This is a genomic window from Cellulosimicrobium sp. SH8, assembly GCF_025818875.1.
Lineage (GTDB): Bacteria > Actinomycetota > Actinomycetes > Actinomycetales > Cellulomonadaceae > Cellulosimicrobium > Cellulosimicrobium cellulans_D.
Genome location: NZ_JAMXMH010000014.1, coordinates 1 through 16,879, shown reverse-complemented (window position 1 = coordinate 16,879; position 16,879 = coordinate 1). Strand labels below are relative to the sequence as shown.

16 protein-coding genes and 2 tRNA genes are annotated in these 16,879 nt (G+C 74.2%); 10 read left to right on the top strand and 8 right to left on the bottom strand.

Features of this window, described 5'->3' with window-relative positions; all coding sequences use genetic code 11:
• Positions 1 to 155: 155 nt before the first annotated feature.
• Positions 156 to 1,340 (top strand): hypothetical protein, encoded by a 1,185-nt coding sequence (locus NF338_RS18565; RefSeq protein WP_264032111.1) that lies wholly within the window; start codon positions 156 to 158, stop codon positions 1,338 to 1,340.
• A 98-nt stretch (positions 1,341 to 1,438) separates the two neighbouring features.
• Here the strand turns inward: NF338_RS18565 and NF338_RS18560 are convergent, their stop codons facing one another.
• On the bottom strand, positions 1,439 to 3,502 hold the full coding sequence (locus tag NF338_RS18560) for a M13 family metallopeptidase (protein WP_264032110.1): 2,064 nt from the start codon (positions 3,500 to 3,502) through the stop codon (positions 1,439 to 1,441).
• A gap of 60 nt (positions 3,503 to 3,562) precedes the next feature.
• Between NF338_RS18560 and NF338_RS18555 the strand changes: the two genes are divergently transcribed.
• On the top strand, positions 3,563 to 4,024 hold the full coding sequence (locus NF338_RS18555; protein WP_087471678.1) for a ribose-5-phosphate isomerase: 462 nt from the start codon (positions 3,563 to 3,565) through the stop codon (positions 4,022 to 4,024).
• Positions 4,025 to 4,097: 73 nt separating this feature from the next.
• Positions 4,098 to 5,069, top strand: a complete 972-nt coding sequence (locus NF338_RS18550; protein WP_318783155.1) for an Fpg/Nei family DNA glycosylase — start codon at positions 4,098 to 4,100, stop codon at positions 5,067 to 5,069.
• 3 nt (positions 5,070 to 5,072) lie between these two features.
• Here the strand turns inward: NF338_RS18550 and eis are convergent, their stop codons facing one another.
• The gene (gene eis, locus NF338_RS18545) at positions 5,073 to 6,413 is read right to left on the bottom strand and encodes an enhanced intracellular survival protein Eis (protein ID WP_264032108.1); all 1,341 of its coding nucleotides are present in this window, start codon (positions 6,411 to 6,413) and stop codon (positions 5,073 to 5,075) included.
• Positions 6,414 to 6,479: 66 nt separating this feature from the next.
• Here eis and NF338_RS18540 point away from each other — a divergent pair, with 66 nt between their 5' ends.
• Positions 6,480 to 6,896 carry an MGMT family protein gene (locus NF338_RS18540; RefSeq protein WP_264032107.1) on the top strand — a complete coding sequence of 139 codons (417 nt, stop codon included), beginning with the start codon at positions 6,480 to 6,482 and terminating at the stop codon, positions 6,894 to 6,896.
• Positions 6,897 to 6,948: 52 nt separating this feature from the next.
• On the opposite strand, the gene NF338_RS18535 is transcribed toward NF338_RS18540, so the two are convergent.
• The 6 genes from NF338_RS18535 to NF338_RS18510 all read right to left on the bottom strand — a co-directional run bounded on the left by NF338_RS18535 (position 6,949) and on the right by NF338_RS18510 (position 11,786).
• On the bottom strand, positions 6,949 to 7,992 hold the full coding sequence (locus NF338_RS18535; protein ID WP_264032106.1) for an LLM class F420-dependent oxidoreductase: 1,044 nt from the start codon (positions 7,990 to 7,992) through the stop codon (positions 6,949 to 6,951).
• A gap of 164 nt (positions 7,993 to 8,156) precedes the next feature.
• Positions 8,157 to 9,179, bottom strand: coding sequence for a DUF1648 domain-containing protein (locus NF338_RS18530; RefSeq protein WP_264032105.1), 1,023 nt, complete (start codon positions 9,177 to 9,179; stop codon positions 8,157 to 8,159).
• Positions 9,176 to 9,529: a GntR family transcriptional regulator gene (locus NF338_RS18525; RefSeq protein ID WP_264032103.1), complete on the bottom strand. Its 354-nt coding sequence runs from the start codon at positions 9,527 to 9,529 to the stop codon at positions 9,176 to 9,178. Before NF338_RS18525 ends, NF338_RS18530 begins: the two co-directional genes overlap by 4 nt.
• A gap of 93 nt (positions 9,530 to 9,622) precedes the next feature.
• On the bottom strand, positions 9,623 to 10,252 hold the full coding sequence (gene epsC, locus NF338_RS18520; protein ID WP_264032102.1) for a serine O-acetyltransferase EpsC: 630 nt from the start codon (positions 10,250 to 10,252) through the stop codon (positions 9,623 to 9,625).
• A gap of 1 nt (position 10,253) precedes the next feature.
• Positions 10,254 to 11,189 carry a cysteine synthase A gene (cysK, locus tag NF338_RS18515; RefSeq protein ID WP_047232611.1) on the bottom strand — a complete coding sequence of 312 codons (936 nt, stop codon included), beginning with the start codon at positions 11,187 to 11,189 and terminating at the stop codon, positions 10,254 to 10,256.
• Between the two features lie 526 nt (positions 11,190 to 11,715).
• A tRNA-Gly gene (locus NF338_RS18510) sits at positions 11,716 to 11,786 on the bottom strand.
• Positions 11,787 to 11,979: 193 nt separating this feature from the next.
• Here NF338_RS18510 and NF338_RS18505 point away from each other — a divergent pair.
• The 6 genes from NF338_RS18505 to NF338_RS18480 form a co-directional block, all read left to right on the top strand.
• Positions 11,980 to 12,053, top strand: a tRNA-Pro gene (locus NF338_RS18505).
• Positions 12,054 to 12,138: 85 nt separating this feature from the next.
• Positions 12,139 to 13,092, top strand: a complete 954-nt coding sequence (locus NF338_RS18500; protein WP_264032101.1) for a DMT family transporter — start codon at positions 12,139 to 12,141, stop codon at positions 13,090 to 13,092.
• 109 nt (positions 13,093 to 13,201) lie between these two features.
• The gene (gene tig / locus NF338_RS18495) at positions 13,202 to 14,611 is read left to right on the top strand and encodes a trigger factor (protein WP_264032276.1); all 1,410 of its coding nucleotides are present in this window, start codon (positions 13,202 to 13,204) and stop codon (positions 14,609 to 14,611) included.
• 258 nt (positions 14,612 to 14,869) lie between these two features.
• A complete protein-coding gene (locus NF338_RS18490) occupies positions 14,870 to 15,517 on the top strand; it encodes an ATP-dependent Clp protease proteolytic subunit (RefSeq protein ID WP_087471688.1) in 648 nt (215 codons plus the stop codon).
• Between the two features lie 37 nt (positions 15,518 to 15,554).
• Positions 15,555 to 16,271 (top strand): ATP-dependent Clp protease proteolytic subunit, encoded by a 717-nt coding sequence (locus NF338_RS18485; RefSeq protein WP_087471689.1) that lies wholly within the window; start codon positions 15,555 to 15,557, stop codon positions 16,269 to 16,271.
• A 212-nt stretch (positions 16,272 to 16,483) separates the two neighbouring features.
• Positions 16,484 to 16,879 (top strand): ClpX C4-type zinc finger protein (locus tag NF338_RS18480; RefSeq protein WP_318783152.1); only part of this gene is annotated, 396 nt, incomplete at its 3' end.

Here is a 16,879-nt window from a genome sequence, read left to right as displayed (position 1 = left end):
GCCCGGGACCCCGCCGACGGGACGGTCCGACCGTCGGCGGGGTTCGACCCGCACGGGTGCCTCGTGCCATGCTTCGTCAGGTTGCGGGCGGTGTCAGGAGCGCCCGCCGCCCGGTCGTGCCGGGTGAGTCCGACGAGGAGCCCGCGAGGAGCCGCATGTCCCCGAACGCACCCGTGCCACCACCGCCGCCGCCCCCTGGCGGCGTGCCGGGGCCCGTGGTCGGGCGGGACGACGCGCAGCCGACCCAGGCGTTCGCCGGACCGGTACCGGGTGCCGTGGCGGCCGCGCCGCCGTCCTTCGCGCCCACGAGCGGGCCGACCGCCCAGGCGCCCCGGTCCACGCCGGCGGACGGGCAGCCGACCGTCGTCGCGTCGTCGTTCCAGCCGACGACCGTCCAGCACGTCACACCGATCACGGAGCTCCCGACCGCGGCCCAGCCCGCGGTGCCCGCACCGGTGCCCCCGCAGCGGGTGCGCTACGCGACCGAGCAGAACGGGTTCGGCGTCGCCGCTCCCGTGGGGACGGCCGCGAGCCGACCGGCCTACGCGCCGGCGGACGCCGCGGCGACCGGCTACGCGCCGGCGGGTGCGTACGCGGCTCCCGGCGCCCCGGCGTACGACCTCGGGGCGCAGGCGGGCTATGCCTCGGCCGCTCCCCAGCAGCCCCAGCCGGCCTACCACCCGCCGGCCGCGGTCGCGCCGACCGCGGCCGCGCCCCGCGCCGGGGCCGGTGCGGGCGGCTCGGGCGCGACGCCCCGACCCCCGGCCGGACGCGGCGGGAGCAACGGTGGCGGTGGCGGCAGGTCTGACCGGCTGAGCCCCGGGTGGATCGCGTTCATCGTGGTCGACGCGCTGCTCGTGATCGGGGCGATCGTCTTCGCGATCTCGCTGCTCGGGGGTGGCGACGACGATCCCGCAGGCGGCGCGACCACGCCGCCGTCCGCGACCGCCACGGAGGGTACCGAGGAGACGCCCGCGGCCGAGCCCACCGTGTCCGAGACGTTCGCGTCGGAGTCGCGCAACATCACGTGCGAGGTGACCGACGTCAGCGCGACGTGCGTGATCGCCCAGCTCGGGACCCAGCCGGTCCCGGTGGACGGCTGCGACGGCACCGTCGGGTACAAGGTGGTCCTCGGCGCCGACGGCAGCGTCGAGCAGCCGTGCGTCCCGGCGGCCGAGCAGCCGCAGCCCGCGCCCGGCGACACCGCGATCCTGGACTACGGCACCTCCAAGACGGTCGGTCCGTTCACGTGCGACAGCGCCGAGACGGGCATGACGTGCCGCGACGACGCGACGGGCAAGGGCTTCACGATCGCCCGCGCCGGCATCCGGACCCTCTGAGAGGTTCCGAGCACCGCTGAGCACGGCGCCGGGATCGACCCGGCACGCACGAAGGGCCCGCGGCGGGCGAACCGCCGCGGGCCCTTCGCGCTCTCGCGTCACCAGATGCGCACGCGCTCCTCGGGCGCGAGGTACAGCGCGTCGGCCGGCTGCACGTCGTAGGCCGCGTAGAACTCGTCGACGTTGCGGACCACGCCGTTGCAGCGGAACTCGTTGGGGGAGTGCGGGTCGGTCGCGATCCGCCGCACGACCTCCTCGTCACGGCCCTTCGACTGCCAGACCTGCGCCCAGCCGAGGAACACGCGCTCGATCCCCGTGAGCCCGTCGACGACGGGAGCCTCGGCGAGCGGGCGACCGAGCGCGATCCGGTAGGCCTTGAGCGCGATCGACAGCCCGCCGAGGTCGCCGATGTTCTCACCGATCGTCAGCGCACCGTTGACGTGCGGCCCGTCCTCGCCGAGCTGGGCGGGGCGGAACGCGTCGTACTGGGCGATGAGGGCCTTGGTGCGCTTCTCGAACTCCTCGCGGTCCGTCGTCGTCCACCAGTCCTCGAGGCGGCCCGCGCCGTCGTACTTGGAGCCCTGGTCGTCGAAGCCGTGGCCGATCTCGTGGCCGATGACGGCGCCGATGCCGCCGTAGTTCACCGCGTCCTCGGCCTCGGGGTCGAAGAACGGGGGCTGCAGGATCGCCGCGGGGAAGACGATCTCGTTCATGCCCGGGTTGTAATAGGCGTTCACGGTCTGCGGCGTCATGAACCACTCGTCGCGGTCGAGCGGCTTGCCGATCTTGCCGAGCTCGCGGTCCTGCTCGAACGCGTGCGCCCGCCGCACGTTGCCGACGAGGTCGTCCGCCTCGACGACGAGCGCCGAGTAGTCGCGCCACTTCACGGTGTACCCGATCTTGGGCGTGAACGCCTCGAGCTTGGCGAGCGCCTTCTCCTTGGTCTCCGCCGTCATCCAGTCGAGCGTCGTGATCGACTCGCGGTACGCGGCGACGAGGTAGGCGACGAGCTCCTCCATGCGCGCCTTGTGCGCGGGCGGGAAGTGCCGGGCGACGTACTGCGCGCCGACCGCCTCGCCGAGCGCGCCCTCGACGACGGAGACGCCGCGCTTCCAGCGCTCGCGCACCTCCTGCGCGCCCGACAGCGTGCGGCCGTAGAAGTCGAAGTTCGCCTCGACGAGCTCGTCCGTGAGGTACGGCGCGCGGGCGGTGACCAGGTGGTACACCATCCACAGCTTCCAGTCCTCGAGCGGCTCGCTCGCCCAGAGCGCGCCGAACCCGGCCGCGAAGTCGGGCTCGCGCACGACGACGTCGTCGAGCGAGCCCTCCGGCGCACCGAGGGCGAGGACCCAGGCGCGCCAGTCGAAGCCGGGGGCCTCGTCGACGAGCGCGGCGAGCGTGCGCGGGTTGTAGGTGAGGTCGGCGTCACGGTCGCGGACGACGTCCCAGTGCTTCGCGGCCAGCCTCGTCTCGAGCGCCAGGACCCGCTCCGCCGCGTCCTCAGGGGTCGCGCCCCAGGTCTCGGCGGTGACGCCCGCGAGGGCGAGCATGCGCGCGACGTGCGGCACGTACTTCTCGCGCACCGGGGCGTACTGGTCCTCGCGGTAGTACGCCTCGTCGGGCAGCCCCAGCCCGGACTGGTAGAGGTAGGCGACGTAGCGCTCGGGGTCCTTGGCGTCGTTGTCGACCCAGAAGCCGACGGCGCCCGCGCCACCGGTGCGCTGCAGCGCACCGAGCACGCCGGTGAGCTCCGCCTGGGTCGTCGCGGACGCGACGAGCGCGAGGTCCGCCTGCAGCGGGGCCGTGCCGAGGGCCTCGATCCGGTCGGTGTCCATGAAGCTCGCGTAGAGCGCACCGACCTTCGCGGCGTCCGGACCGACGTCCGTGGCACCCGAGGCCACCTGCGCGCCGAGGTCCGTGATGATCTCGCGCACGTGGACCTCGGCCTGGTCGTGCAGCGCGCGGAACGCGCCGTCCATGGCGCGGTCGGCGGGGATCTCGTGCGTCGCGAGCCAGCGCCCGTTGACGTGGCGGTACAGGTCGTCCTGCGGCCGGACGACGGGGTCCAGCGCGCCGAGGTCGATGCCGGAGCGCTCGGTGCCGACGGTGCCGGTGGTGCCGGACGAGGACGCGGACGTGGACGTCGGGGAGGTCTGTGTCATGCGTCTCAGGCTACGGCCTCCCCCCGACGCCCAGGCGTCCCGCTGGGGCATGATGGGCGCATGCGCGTTCACATCGCCGCGGACCACGCGGGCTACGAGCTCAAGACCCATCTCGTCGAGCACCTCGAGGCCGCGGGGCACGACGTCGTCGACCACGGGGCCCACACGTACGACGCGCAGGACGACTACCCGTCGTTCTGCTTCGCCGCGGGCGAGGCCGTCGCCGCGGAGCCGGGCTCGCTCGGGGTCGTCATCGGCGGCTCGGGCAACGGCGAGCAGATCGCGGCGAACAAGGTCGTCGGGGTGCGCGCCGCCCTCGCGTGGAACCTCGAGACCGCGCGCCTCGGCCGCCAGCACAACGACGCGAACGTCGTCGCGGTGGGCGCACGCCAGCACTCGGTCGACGAGGCCGTCGAGCTCGTCGACGCGTTCCTCGCCGAGCCGTTCAGCGGTGACCCGCGCCACCAGCGCCGGATCGACCAGCTCGCGGCGTACGAGACGACGCGCGGCGCCTCCGCCTGACGTGCCGGAGGGTCACACCGTCCACCGGCTCGCGCGAGCCTTCGGCGAGCTCTTCACGGGTGAGACGCTCGCGGTGAGCAGCCCGCAGGGCCGTTTCGCCGCGGGCGCCGCCGTGCTCGACGGGCACGTGCTCGTCGCGAGCGAGGCGTGGGGCAAGCAGCTCTTCCTCGGCTTCGCCGACCCGGCGCGCCCTGCGGCCGGGACCACCGAGCGGCCCGACGACGTGCGCTGGCTCCGCGTCCACCTCGGCCTCTACGGCGCCTGGACCTTCGCGGGCGACGGCAGCACCGCCGTCGTGCACGCGATCGGGGCGCCGCGGCGGCGCATCGGCGAGCGCGAGACCGTCCCGGCAGGCCCGGGTGCGGCCGCCGCGGTCGGGCCCGACGACGCGTGGTCGCCCCCGCCGCCGCGCGGGGCCGTGCGGGTGCGGCTCGTCGGGGCGCACGCCGTCGCGGACCTCACCGGGCCCACGGCGTGCGAGGTCGTCACCGGCGAGGAGAAGCGGGCCGTCGAGAACCGTCTCGGTCCCGACCCGATCCGAGACGCCGCGCCCGCCGAGGGCGACCCGCGCGAGGAGTTCGTGACCGCCGTGCGGCGCTCACGCAGCCCCGTCGGGCTGCTGCTCATGAACCAGGACGTCGTCGCAGGCGTGGGCAACATCTACCGCGCGGAGTCCCTGTTCCGCGCGCGGCTCGACCCGATGCGCCCCGGCCGTGACGTGCCCGGCGAGGACCTGCGCGCGCTGTGGGACGACCTCGTCGTGCTCATGCGCGACGGCACCCGGACGGGCGCCATCGTCACGACCCGGCCGGAGGACCGCGACGGCCCCAGCACCGGCGACGGGCCGCCGGACGACGCGGACGGACCACCCGGGCGCCGCCGCGTGCGGCAGAACACCGACGACGCGCCCGACGCGGTCCCGGCGGACGAGGCGTTCTACGTCTACCACCGCGACGGGCTCCCGTGCCGCGTGTGCGGCACGCCGGTGCTGCTCAAGGAGCTCGCCGGTCGCAACCTCTACTGGTGCGGCGTCTGCCAGGCCTGAGGCTCAGAAGACCCAGCTGCACACCGGTGCCACCGGCCAGCCGAACGCCGCGCTCGTGCGGGCGAGCGCGCCGGGCGAGTGCTCGGTGACGAGACCCGCGGCGCCGAGGGCCGCGAGCGACGTCCCGCCGAGGTACACGGCGCCGAGCTCGCGCACGTCCAGCGAGACGTCCGCCGCGTCCACGGTCCGCTCGGCCACCGCGTCGCCGAACGCCGAGGCGCGCAGCCGCCAGCGGCCCGCGTTGTCCGGCAGGCGGGCGTCCGTCACGTGGAGGACGACGTCCACGTCCGCCGCGTAGCGGCGCGCGGTCAGCGCGGCCGGCACGTCCACCACGCGCACCCAGAGGTTGTCCGCGAGGCGCGGCGACGCCGAGCGCGGGTCCACGAGGAGGCTCGTGACGACGTCGTCCACCGGCAGCATGAAGGGCGTGACCTCGTGCGTGAGGTCGAGGTCGGTGAGCACGCCCCACAGCGCGCGCGCCGCCGCCGCGTCGAGCGCGACGACCTCGCCCGTGCTCACCGGGCCACGCGGGCCGGTGGCCTCCCAGGACAGCTTGCGGTGGAACCGCGCGTACCCGCGCGGCTCTCCGTCGAGCTCGACGATCGCGATGCGCGTGGGCTCGCGGTCCTTGCGCCACACCTTCGCGTCGTCCCAGAACGTGGCCTGGAGCTCGGGCGTCTCGCGCGTCGCCCAGCCCGGGCGGTTGATCCCTGCGCCCTGGCCCGTCGGGTCCGTGCCGGCGAGCTCGTGGAGCGTCGCGACGAGCTCTGCGTGCCGTGCCCGGTCGGCGCGCTCGATGCGCACGGTGTGGCGGTCGGCGCCGGGGACGTCGCGCAGAGCGACCCCGCGCGGGACGGTGAGCCGGACGTCGTCCGCGGCCTTGCCGTAGCCGAAGCGCCCGTAGATGGCCGCCTCCGCCGCGAAGAGCGCGGACAGGGGCTCGCCGCGCTCGCCGCAGCGCGCGAGGTGCGTGTCGATCATGGCGGAGAGGATCCCCCGGCGGCGGTGCCCGGGGTGGACGCCTACCCACGTGAGCCCGGCGACCGGGACGGTCGCCCCGGGGACGGGGAACCGCGCGAACGGGTACGAGGCGTGCATCCCGACGAGCTCGCGACGCAGGGGACGCGCGCCGTCGACGGGCGGCGCGTCGTCGTCCTCGTGCTCGACCGTCACGCCGAGCGTGCGCTCCCACGTGAGCGGGAACGGGAGGTCGACGAGCTCGTCGACCTCGACCGGGGACGGGAACGTCGTGGTGTCCAGCTCCAGCACGTCGCGGAGGTCGGACGCGGAGAGAGGGACGAGCTCGTAGCCGTCGGGGAGGCGCGCGGGGCGGTGGTCGCTCATGGCCTCGATCCTCCTGGGTCGGCACGCGTCGCGCCAGGACAAATGCGGCGGCTAGGGTCGGGACCCATGGCAGGACGCATGCGGGGCACCACGGCGAGCGCGGCCGACGGCGGTGCGGAGGCGGCCGACCGCACGGCGCTCGCGGCGGAGTACGCGACCTCCGTGCTCGCGCTCGTCCGGCAGATCCCGGCCGCGCGCGCCATGACCTACGGGCTCGTCGCGGAGATCGTCGCCGAGTCGCTGCACCGGGGCGGACCGCGCCAGGTCGGCCAGGTGCTCGCGGGGTCGTCCGGCGTCGACGACGACGGCGCGCCGGTCCCGTGGTGGCGCGTCGTCAACGCGGCCGGCTCTCCGCCCGCGCACCACCTCGACGCGGCGCTCACCGAGCTGCGCGCCGAGGGGTGCCCGCTGTCGCGCGACGGCCGTCGTGTCGACCTGCGCCGCGCCGTCTGGTTCCCCGAGGACGACACCCCCGACCGTTGAGTGCGGGGTGTCTGTCGTCCGAGCGACCGCGGGACGACGCAGGCCCACCAGCTCAGCGCGGGGACGCGAGGAGCGGGGCGAGCGTCTGGACGGCCGTCGCGTCGCCCTGGACGAGGAGCGTGGTGACCGCGGTCTCGCGCCATGCGGCGAGGTCGCGGGCGATCTTCTCCGGAGGGCCGACGAGCGCGACGTCCTCGACCATCGCCGTCGGGACGGCGGCGGCCGCGAGGTCCTTGCGCCCGGCGAGATAGTGCGCCTGGATCTCGTCGCACGCCTCGGCGTACCCGAGCCGGTCCAGCGCGTCGCGGTGGAAGTTCGCGCCCTTGGCGCCCATGCCGCCCACGTACAGCGCGAGGAACGGGCGCACCTGGTCCGCGGCCTGCTCGACGTGCTCCCGCACGACGACAGGCACCGTCGCGCTCACCTCGAACGCGGCCTCGGGGGAGCGCTCGGGAGAGCGGCGCGCGAAGCCGTCGGCGAGGAGCTCGCGGAACGTCGCGTCCATGCGGGGCGAGTAGAAGAGCGGGAGCCACCCGTCGGCGATCTCTGCCGCGAGCGCGATGTTCTTGGGTCCTTCTGCCGCCAGGTGGATCGGCAGGTCCGCGCGCAGCGGGTGCACGGTCGCGCGCAACGGCTTGCCGAGTCCCGTCCCCGTGCCCTCGGGCAGGGGGAGCGGGTAGTGCGGGCCGGACGACGTCACGGGCGCCTCCCGGCGCAGCACGTCGCGTACGACCTGGACGTACTCGCGCGTGCGGGCGAGCGGGCGGGCGTACGGCTGCCCGTACCAGCCCTCGACGACCTGCGGTCCCGAGACGCCGAGCCCGAGGACGAACCGGCCGCCCGAGAGGTGGTCCATCGTCAGCGCGGCCATCGCCGTCGCGGTCGGGGTGCGGGCGGAGAGCTGCGCGACGGCGGTCCCGAGCCGGATCCGGGTCGTGCGCGAGCCCCACCACGCGAGCGGCGTGAAGGCGTCGGAGCCGTAGGCCTCCGCGGTCCACACGGAGTCGACGCCGAGGCGGTCCGCCGCCACGATCGCGTCCTGGATGCCGGCCGGGGGACCGGCCGACCAGTAGCCGGTGTGGATGCCGAGACGCATGCGGGCTCCTCCTCGTCGAGGGTCGTCGTACGGGTGCGCCCGCGCACCGGGCGCCGGCGTCGTGCCGGGGCGTCGTGCGCGGGGACGGGTGCGGGCGGTACCCGGTCGCGCGCCGGGCAGGGGGTATCCGGTACGCGGAGTCTCGGGTACCGCCCGGCTCCAGACTAGCCGATCCGGCGTGCGCGGTCGGCGAGGGTGTTGAGGAGCGCCGCCGCGGTCCCGGCGTCGTCGACCGTGACGACGAGCGCGCGACCGCCGGTGCGCTCGACGCGCAGCGACTCGCCGGCCCGCACGACGATGCCGACGGCGCCTCCCCGGCCGGCGCGCCAGCCCCAGCCGCCGAAGTCGCGCAGCGGCGAGACGTCGGCGACGTCGGCCCGCACGACCTCGTCCGCCGGGACGCGCGTGCGGGGGAACCCGAGCGTCGACCGGACCGTGAGCCCGCCCTCGTCGACGCGGACGACCCACGACATCATCGCGGCGAGCAGCAGCCCCAGGACCACCGGCACGAGGAGGAGCGCCCACTCGCGCAGGACGAGCGCCAGGACCGTGGTGAGGACGATCGCGCCCATCGCGACGAGCACCGTCGGCCCGCCGCTCGCGCGCCCGACCCAGGCCGCCCGTTCGCCCGGTCGGAGCGTGACCCGGGGCGCGTCGTCGGGGACCTTGGCGTCGGTCGGGTCCGGGCGGTCGCCCGGGACCAGCACCCCGACCACGACGCCCACCAGGAGCCCGGCGCCCAGCGCGACGGCCGTGACGGCGCTCACGCCGCCGACGTCGTGGGCGTCGGCGAGGCCACGCTGGATCCAGAGCGACCCGAGGGTGAGGACGGCGAGCATGACCGGGAGGCCGACGGCGACCCCCGCGGCGACCCGCCGGTTCGCGGCCGAGCGCCCCAGGAACGCCGTCATCGCGGCGAACCCCGCGGAGGTGAGCAGGCCCAGGGCCGTGCTTCCCGCCACCGCCGCACCGAGCGACGCGAAGCCGTCGGCGCCGCCCGTGCCCCAGTGGATCGCCACGGGGTCGGGGAGGTCCGCGGACCAGGTCAGCGCGACGAGCGCCGCGACCACGGTGACGGCCGCGCCCGCGGCGCCGACGAGGAGCGCGAGGGTGCGGTGGTCGTCCGGGCGCGGGCGACCCGCTTCGGTCGGTCGTCCAGGGGAGCGGCGCGGGGCGGCTCGGGTCATCGGAGGGCCTCCTTCACGAGGGTCAGGACGGTCTCGGGGGGCAGCGCGAGTGCACGGGCCTCGGCCGCGACGCGGTCGACGGCGGACCGCAGCGACGTGAGGTCGACGGCGGGCGGCGCCGTGACGACGGCGCCGCGCCCGCGGCGGAGGTCGACGAGGCCCTCGTCGCGCAGCTCCTGGTAGGCGCGCAGCACGGTGTGCACGTTGACGTCCAGCGCCTCGGCGAGCTCGCGGGCCGCGGGGAGCCGCTCGCCGGGGGCGAGCCGCCCCTGGACGACGCCGAGGCGCACCTGGGCGACGAGCTGCGCGAACAGCGGCTGGTCGGCCTGCGGGTCGATGCGGAACATCACGAGTCCAGTCTAGTTGTTCTAGCGTAACTAGAACAATCAGGGCCGAGGAGAGGGCCGCCGTCGTGCCCGACGGCGGCCCTCTCGTCCGTGCGCTCAGATGACGTACTCGATGAGGAGCGAGGGGTCCTCGACGGCGTCCCGTGCCGCGGGCGCGCCGGCGGGCATGCGGATCGTCGCCGGGACCCCGACCGCGACCGCCCCTGCGGGCACGTCCTTGACGACGACGGCGTTGGCCCCCACCTGCACGTCGTCGCCGATCCAGACCGGCCCGAGGATCTTCGCTCCCGCCCCGACGACGACGCGGTCCCCGAGCGTCGGGTGCCGCTTGCCCCGCTTCATCGACCGTCCACCGAGCGTCGACGTGTGGAAGAGCACGACGTCGTCGCCGACGACCGCCGTCTCGCCCACGACGACCCCCATGCCGTGGTCGATGAACAGGCGCCGGCCGATGCGCGCGCCGGGGTGGATCTCCACGCCGGTCAGGGCGCGCGCCACCTGCGACACGAGCCGCGCCGGGAGGCGCAGCAGGGGCTCGCGCCACATGCGGTGCGCGAGCCGGTAGGCCCACACGGCGTGCACGCCCGGGTACGCCAGCGCGACCTCGAGGCGGCTGCGGGCGGCGGGGTCCCGCCGCCGGGCGGCCTCGAGGTCCTCGCCGAGCACGCGCACGAACCGGCGCAGCCGGTAGCCGGCCGTCCGGTGGTGGGGACGCGGGTCCGTCACGTCAGTCCAGCAGGTCGGCGTAGAGCACGGAGGACAGGTAGCGCTCGCCGAAGGACGGGATGATCGTCACGATGAGCTTGCCCGCGTTCTCGGGGCGTGCGGCGAGCTGGAGCGCGGCGGCGATCGCGGCGCCCGACGAGATGCCGACGAGGAGACCCTCCTCCTTGGCGGCGCGGCGCGCGTACTCGACCGCGGTCTCCGCGTTGACGTCGATCACCTCGTCGTAGACCGAGGTGTCGAGGATCTCGGGCACGAAGTTGGCGCCGATGCCCTGGATCTTGTGCGGGCCGGGCTGGCCGCCGTTGAGGATGGCGGACTCCTCGGGCTCGACCGCGACGATCTGCACGCCGGGCTTGCGCTCCTTGAGCACCTGGCCGACGCCCGTGATCGTGCCCCCGGTGCCGATCCCCGCGACGACGATGTCGACGGCGCCGTCCGTGTCGGCCCAGATCTCCTCCGCCGTCGTGCGGCGGTGGATCTCCGGGTTCGCCTCGTTCGCGAACTGACGGGCGAGGATCGCACCCTCGCGCTCGGCGACGATCTCGTCCGCCCGGTTGACGGCGCCCTTCATGCCCTCCGACCCCGGCGTGAGGATGAGCTCGGCGCCGAACGCGCGGAGCAGGGCGCGCCGCTCCTTCGACATCGTCTCGGGCATCGTCAGCACGACGTCGTACCCGCGCGCGGCACCGACCATCGCGAGCGCGATGCCGGTGTTGCCGGAGGTGGCCTCGACGATCGTCCCGCCCGGCTTCAGCTCGCCCGACGCCTCCGCGGCGTCGATGATCGCCACGCCGATGCGGTCCTTGACCGAGTTCGCCGGGTTGTAGAACTCGAGCTTGCCCACGACGGTGGCGCCGAGGCCGTCCGTGAGCTTGTTGAGACGGACCAGGGGGGTGTTGCCGACGAGCTGCGTGACGTCGTCGTAGATGCGTGCCATGTCTTCCTCTTCTGTCGACGGCTCGGGGTGAGCCGGGGGTGGGGGTACCGATCAGGGGACGTGGTCCGTCGCGGTCCGCGGCCACGGTGCTCAGCGTCTCGCGGGGACGCGGTGGGCGCGCGGGCACGACGGCGGGGGCGGGCGCGGGCGGACGGGGCGGCCTGGTGCGGCGCGGCGGCGCGCGCGGGGTCGGCGGCGGGTCGTCAGCGACAGCCGAGACAGCGACAACAGGAGACGCGCGACACGGCGCGGTGCAGCGGTGCGGGACGCGCGATCGTCGCGGTCATTCCTCGCTCCTCCTGGTCGGTCGCGCCGCGGTGGCCCGGAGGTCCGGGCCTGCGGGCGGCGCGTGTGCCCCCGAGGCTATCGGTCCGCGTCCGGACCCTGCAACGCCGTCCACGAGACGGTCGTCCGGTCGGTGGACCGCCGGTGTGCGGGCGAGACGACGAGGGGCGCCCGGCCGGTCTGGCGGGCGCCCCTCGTGACGGTACGGATCGACGTCCGGGACGGAGCCCGAGCGTGGGGGAGCGGGCGACGGGAATCGAACCCGCGTAGCCAGTTTGGAAGACTGGGGCTCTACCATTGAGCTACGCCCGCGCGGGCCGTGGAACCAGGGCCCGCGCCCCTCGGCAGGAGGAGCGAGGACCGGCGCGGCGCCGACCTGCGGCCGCAACCTTAGCAAACGTCGGTGGCGTGGACGCGCCGCCCACCTGCGGCAGCGGTCGCGCGCCGACGAGAGCGACCCGTTCCCGCCAGTACACTTGCCCTGGCCCGCCGCCGCGGCGGGCGACGGGGTGTGGCGCAGGTTGGTAGCGCGTCCGCTTTGGGAGCGGAAGGTCGCAGGTTCAAATCCTGTCACCCCGACCTTCGCGCGGCGCCCCTCCAGGGGCGTCGCGGGGCGTCGACGACGTCCGGGCCGCGTCGACGGCCTCGTCCTCGAGAGGTGCCCGTGACCTTGTCCACGCCCGCGGCCGGACCTGCGACCCGCGTCACCCTCGCGGCGCTGGTCGCCGCGGGCAGCGGCGCGGTGCTGTCGCTCCAAGGCCGTCTCAACGGCGACCTCGCCGCTGCCGGGACCGGGCCCGTGGTCGCGGCATGGCTCTCCTACGTCGGGACCCTCCTCGCGACCGTGCTCGTCGTGGTCGCCCGCCGCCGGGTCCGCTCCACGCTCCACGTCCTGCGCACCTCCGCGTCCTGGTGGTGGTTCGCGGTCGGGCTGTGCAGCGTCCCCATCGTCGTCGCCATGGCCGCCGGGATCCCGCTCGTCGGCGTGGCGGTCGCGTCCGTCTGCTCGGTCGCGGGCCAGACGGTCGCCGGCCTCGCCCTCGACGCGCGGGGTGTCGGCCTCCCCGCGCCGCTGCGGCTCACGCCTCGCCGCGCCGCCGCGGGTCTCGCGGCGCTCGTCGGCCTGGGCGTCGCGGTGCTCGGCGGCGCGACGACCGACGCGGGGTGGGGCGCCGTCGTCGCCGGGGTCGCGCTCTTCGTCGGCGGCGCCGTCCTCTGCGGGCAGCAGGCCGGGAACGGCCGGGTCACGCAGCTCACGGGCGACCCGGTCGTCGCGACGCTCACCTCGGTCACGGGCGGGCTCGTGGGCATCTCCGTCGTCTGCGCGCTGGCCGCGCCCCTCGGCGGGCTCGACGGCGTCACGCTGCCCGGGCAGTGGTGGCTCTACCTGGGCGGCCCGCTGGGGACGCTCATCACCGTGGCGGCCGCGTTCGCGGTGCGCCACCTCGGCACGTTCGTCCTCACGCTGACGGTCGTCGGCGGACAGATGGTCATGGCCGTGCTGCTCGACGTCCTGGGCGTCGTGGGGCTGCGGTGGCAGACCGTCGTCGCGACCGCCGTCGTCGGCGTGGCGGTCCTGCTCGTCGTCCGGCGCCCGGGCGCGCGCACGTCCGCCTGACCGCGACGCTTGACCGCTCGCGTACGATGGAACGGTTGCCCGTACGCCTGCGTGCGGAGCCGTCCCTGGCCGGACGCCGGCCCACCCCGATCAGTTGGAGATCATCGAAGTGAAGAGCGCCGTCGAGACCCTGGACCCCACCAAGGTCAAGCTGACCGTCGAGGTGGAGTACGACGAGCTCAAGCCGAGCATCGAGCACGCCTACCAGCACATCGCGGAGCAGGTGAACATCCCCGGCTTCCGCAAGGGCAAGGTCCCGCCGCGCGTGATCGACCAGCGCGTCGGCTGGGGCGCCGTCATCGAGCACGCCGTCAACGACGGCCTCTCCGGCTTCTACCGCCAGGCCGCGAGCGAGGAGAGCCTGCGCCCGCTCGGCCAGCCCGAGGTCGAGGTCACCGAGATCCCGGCGAAGGCCGGCGAGGGCCAGCTGGTCTTCACCGCCGAGGTCGAGGTCCGCCCCGAGATCTCGCTGCCCTCCCTCGACTCGCTCGCCATCACGGTCGAGCCCGCCGAGGTCACGGACGAGGACGTCACCGAGCGCCTCGACGCGCTGCGCGAGCGCTTCGGCACCCTCGTCGGCGTCGACCGCCCCGCGGCCGAGGGCGACTTCGTCGTGCTCGACCTCACGGCCGAGATCGACGGCGAGGAGGTCGACTCCGTCTCCGGCGTCAGCTACCAGATCGGCTCGGGCAACATGCTCGAGGGCCTCGACGAGGCGCTGACCGGCCTCTCGGCCGACGAGACGACCACGTTCAACGCCCCGCTCGCCGGCGGGGAGCACGAGGGCAAGGAGGCGTCCGTCACCGTCACGGCGACCTCCGTCAAGCAGCGCGACCTGCCCGAGGCGGACGACGACTTCGCCCAGCTCGCGTCCGAGTTCGACACGCTCGAGGAGCTCAACGCCGACCTGCGCGAGCAGGTCGCGAGCATCAAGACCTCCAACCAGGCCGTGGCCGCGCGCGACGAGCTCCTCAAGGCGCTCAACGACGCCGTCGAGATCCCCGTGCCGGCGGGCGTCGTCGAGGCCGAGGTGCACCGCCACCTCGAGTCCGAGGGCCGCCTGGAGGACGAGACGCACCGCGCCGAGGTCACCGTCGAGGCGACCGACGCCATCCGCAACCAGATCCTGCTCGACACCCTCGCCGAGCAGCTCGAGATCAAGGTCGCGCAGAACGAGCTCCTCGAGTACCTCGTGAGCGCGTCGCGCCAGTACGGGATGGACCCGAACCAGTTCATCCAGTCGCTCGACCAGGGCGGTCAGATCCCCGCGATGGTCGGCGAGGTCGCGCGCTCGAAGTCGCTCGCCGTCGCGCTGCGCCAGATCGAGGTCAAGGACTCCGCCGGCAACGTCGTCGACCTGACCGAGTTCATCGGCTCGGACGACGAGGACGCCGCCGCGGACGAGTCGGTCGAGGACGTCGCGGCCGAGCCCGTCGAGGAGGCGCTCGTCGACGACTCCGCCGACGCCGCCGCCGCGGCACCGGTCGAGGACGACGAGAAGGACTCGACGAAGGCCTGACACGGCACCGGCCGCTCGGCCGGAGCAGGTCCCACGACGGCCCGCACCCTTCGCGCGAGGGGGCGGGCCGTCGTCGTGCCCGTGCCGTGCCGGCGTGCACCGGCCGCCTGGTGCGCCGTCAGCGAAAACGCGCGCTATCGGGACGAACGCCGGGCACGGACCGCGTTAGGGTCACTGCAGCACGGCTGGACCGGGACACCTTCCCGGCACCGGCCAGGGCAGCGCAGGCGGGGGCGACCCGCGGGAGCGACGAAGGAGATGGAAGTGAACGAGCTGTACCTGCCGTCCGACGCGACGGCCCCGGTCAACCGCGCGGAGGGTCCGGGCTTCGGACTCAACGACTCCATCTACAACCGGCTCCTCAAGGAGCGCATCATCTGGCTCGGCTCGGAGGTGCGCGACGAGAACGCGAACGCCATCTGCGCCCAGATGATGCTGCTCGCCGCGGAGGACCCGGAGAAGGACATCTGGCTGTACATCAACTCGCCCGGCGGGTCGATCACGGCCGGCATGGCGATCTACGACACCATGCAGTACATCCAGCCGGACGTCGCGACGATCGCCATGGGCATGGCGGCCTCGATGGGGCAGTTCCTGCTCTCGTCCGGCACCAAGGGCAAGCGGTACGCGACGCCGCACGCGCGCGTCATGATGCACCAGCCCTCCGGCGGCATCGGCGGCACGGCCACCGACGTGCGGATCAACGCGCAGCTCATCATGCACATGAAGCAGGTGCTCTCCGAGCTGACGGCCGAGCAGACCGGCAAGCCGCTCGAGCAGATCCTCAAGGACAACGACCGCGACAGCTGGTTCACGGCCGAGGAGGCGCTGGAGTACGGCTTCATCGACCACGTCGTCACCAACGCGTCGTCCGTGACCGGCGGCGGCGGCACCACGGGTTCCTGACCCCGCACCGGACACCAGACTTCACCGAGGAGAACCCGTGAGCTTCAGCGCCGAGTCCCAGTACCTGTCCACCGCGCAGCGCCTCGCCGGCGCGGGCGCGCGCCCCGGCGGCATCGCGCTGCCGGGCGGCGCGCCGTCGGCCCGCTACGTGCTCCCGCAGTTCGAGGAGCGCACCGCGTACGGCTTCAAGCGGCAGGACCCCTACACCAAGCTGTTCGAGGACCGCATCATCTTCCTGGGCGTCCAGGTCGACGACGCGTCCGCCGACGACGTCATGGCCCAGCTCCTCGTGCTCGAGAGCCAGGACCCCGACCGCGACGTCATCCTCTACATCAACTCGCCGGGCGGGTCGTTCACCGCGATGACCGCGCTCTACGACACGATGCAGTACATCAAGCCGCAGATCCAGACGGTCTGCCTGGGCCAGGCGGCGTCCGCCGCCGCCGTCCTGCTCGCCGCCGGCCAGCCGGGCAAGCGCCTCGCGCTCCCGAACGCTCGCGTGCTCATCCACCAGCCCGCGATGGAGGGCGGCGGCTACGCGCAGGCGTCCGACATCGAGATCCACGCGAACGAGCTCATCCGCATGCGCGAGTGGCTCGAGGACACGCTGGCCCTGCACTCGGGCAAGTCGGTCGAGCAGGTCCGTCAGGACATCGAGCGCGACAAGATCCTCACCGCCGCGCAGGCGAAGGAGTACGGCCTCGTGGACCAGGTCCTCGAGAGCCGCAAGGCCGTCGCGATCAACAAGCCCTGATCCGACCGCCTCACCCGCATGACCTCACGCCGCGCCGCCGTCCCCCGCCGGGGGCCGGCGGCGCGACACGTTGCGCCCCGTCCGGGGAGCCCACCTGACAACGGGGGCCCCGTGGTGTGGAATGGGGAGCAGGACTCGCTCGGCCGTGCCCGGGCCCCGCGCCGTCGACCCCGACGGCAGGAGGCCTCGGCACCGGGACAAGGAGACGCGTAGTGGCTCGTATCTCAGACGGCGCCGACCTGCTGAAGTGCTCGTTCTGCGGCAAGTCGCAGAAGCAGGTCAAGAAGCTCATCGCGGGCCCGGGTGTGTACATCTGCGACGAGTGCATCGACCTGTGCAACGAGATCATCGAGGAGGAGCTCGCCGAGGCGACCGAGCTCGGCCTCACGGAGCTGCCCAAGCCCAAGGAGATCTTCGAGTTCCTCGAGCAGTACGTCATCGGCCAGGACGCCGCCAAGCGGGCCCTGGCCGTCGCCGTCTACAACCACTACAAGCGCGTCCAGGCGGGCGAGCAGTCCAAGCCGTCGAGCCCCGACGACCCGGACTACGTGGAGCTGGCGAAGTCGAACATCCTGCTGATCGGTCCGACGGGGACGGGCAAGACGTAT

Coding starts and splice junctions, on each gene's coding strand:
- NF338_RS18565 (WP_264032111.1), top strand. CDS start 156: ATGTCCCCGAACGCACCCGTGCCACCACCGCCGCCGCCCCCTGGCGGC.
- NF338_RS18560 (WP_264032110.1), bottom strand. CDS start 3,502: ATGACACAGACCTCCCCGACGTCCACGTCCGCGTCCTCGTCCGGCACC.
- NF338_RS18555 (WP_087471678.1), top strand. CDS start 3,563: ATGCGCGTTCACATCGCCGCGGACCACGCGGGCTACGAGCTCAAGACC.
- eis (WP_264032108.1), bottom strand. CDS start 6,413: ATGAGCGACCACCGCCCCGCGCGCCTCCCCGACGGCTACGAGCTCGTC.
- NF338_RS18540 (WP_264032107.1), top strand. CDS start 6,480: ATGGCAGGACGCATGCGGGGCACCACGGCGAGCGCGGCCGACGGCGGT.
- NF338_RS18535 (WP_264032106.1), bottom strand. CDS start 7,992: ATGCGTCTCGGCATCCACACCGGCTACTGGTCGGCCGGTCCCCCGGCC.
- NF338_RS18530 (WP_264032105.1), bottom strand. CDS start 9,179: ATGACCCGAGCCGCCCCGCGCCGCTCCCCTGGACGACCGACCGAAGCG.
- cysK (WP_047232611.1), bottom strand. CDS start 11,189: ATGGCACGCATCTACGACGACGTCACGCAGCTCGTCGGCAACACCCCC.
- NF338_RS18490 (WP_087471688.1), top strand. CDS start 14,870: ATGGAAGTGAACGAGCTGTACCTGCCGTCCGACGCGACGGCCCCGGTC.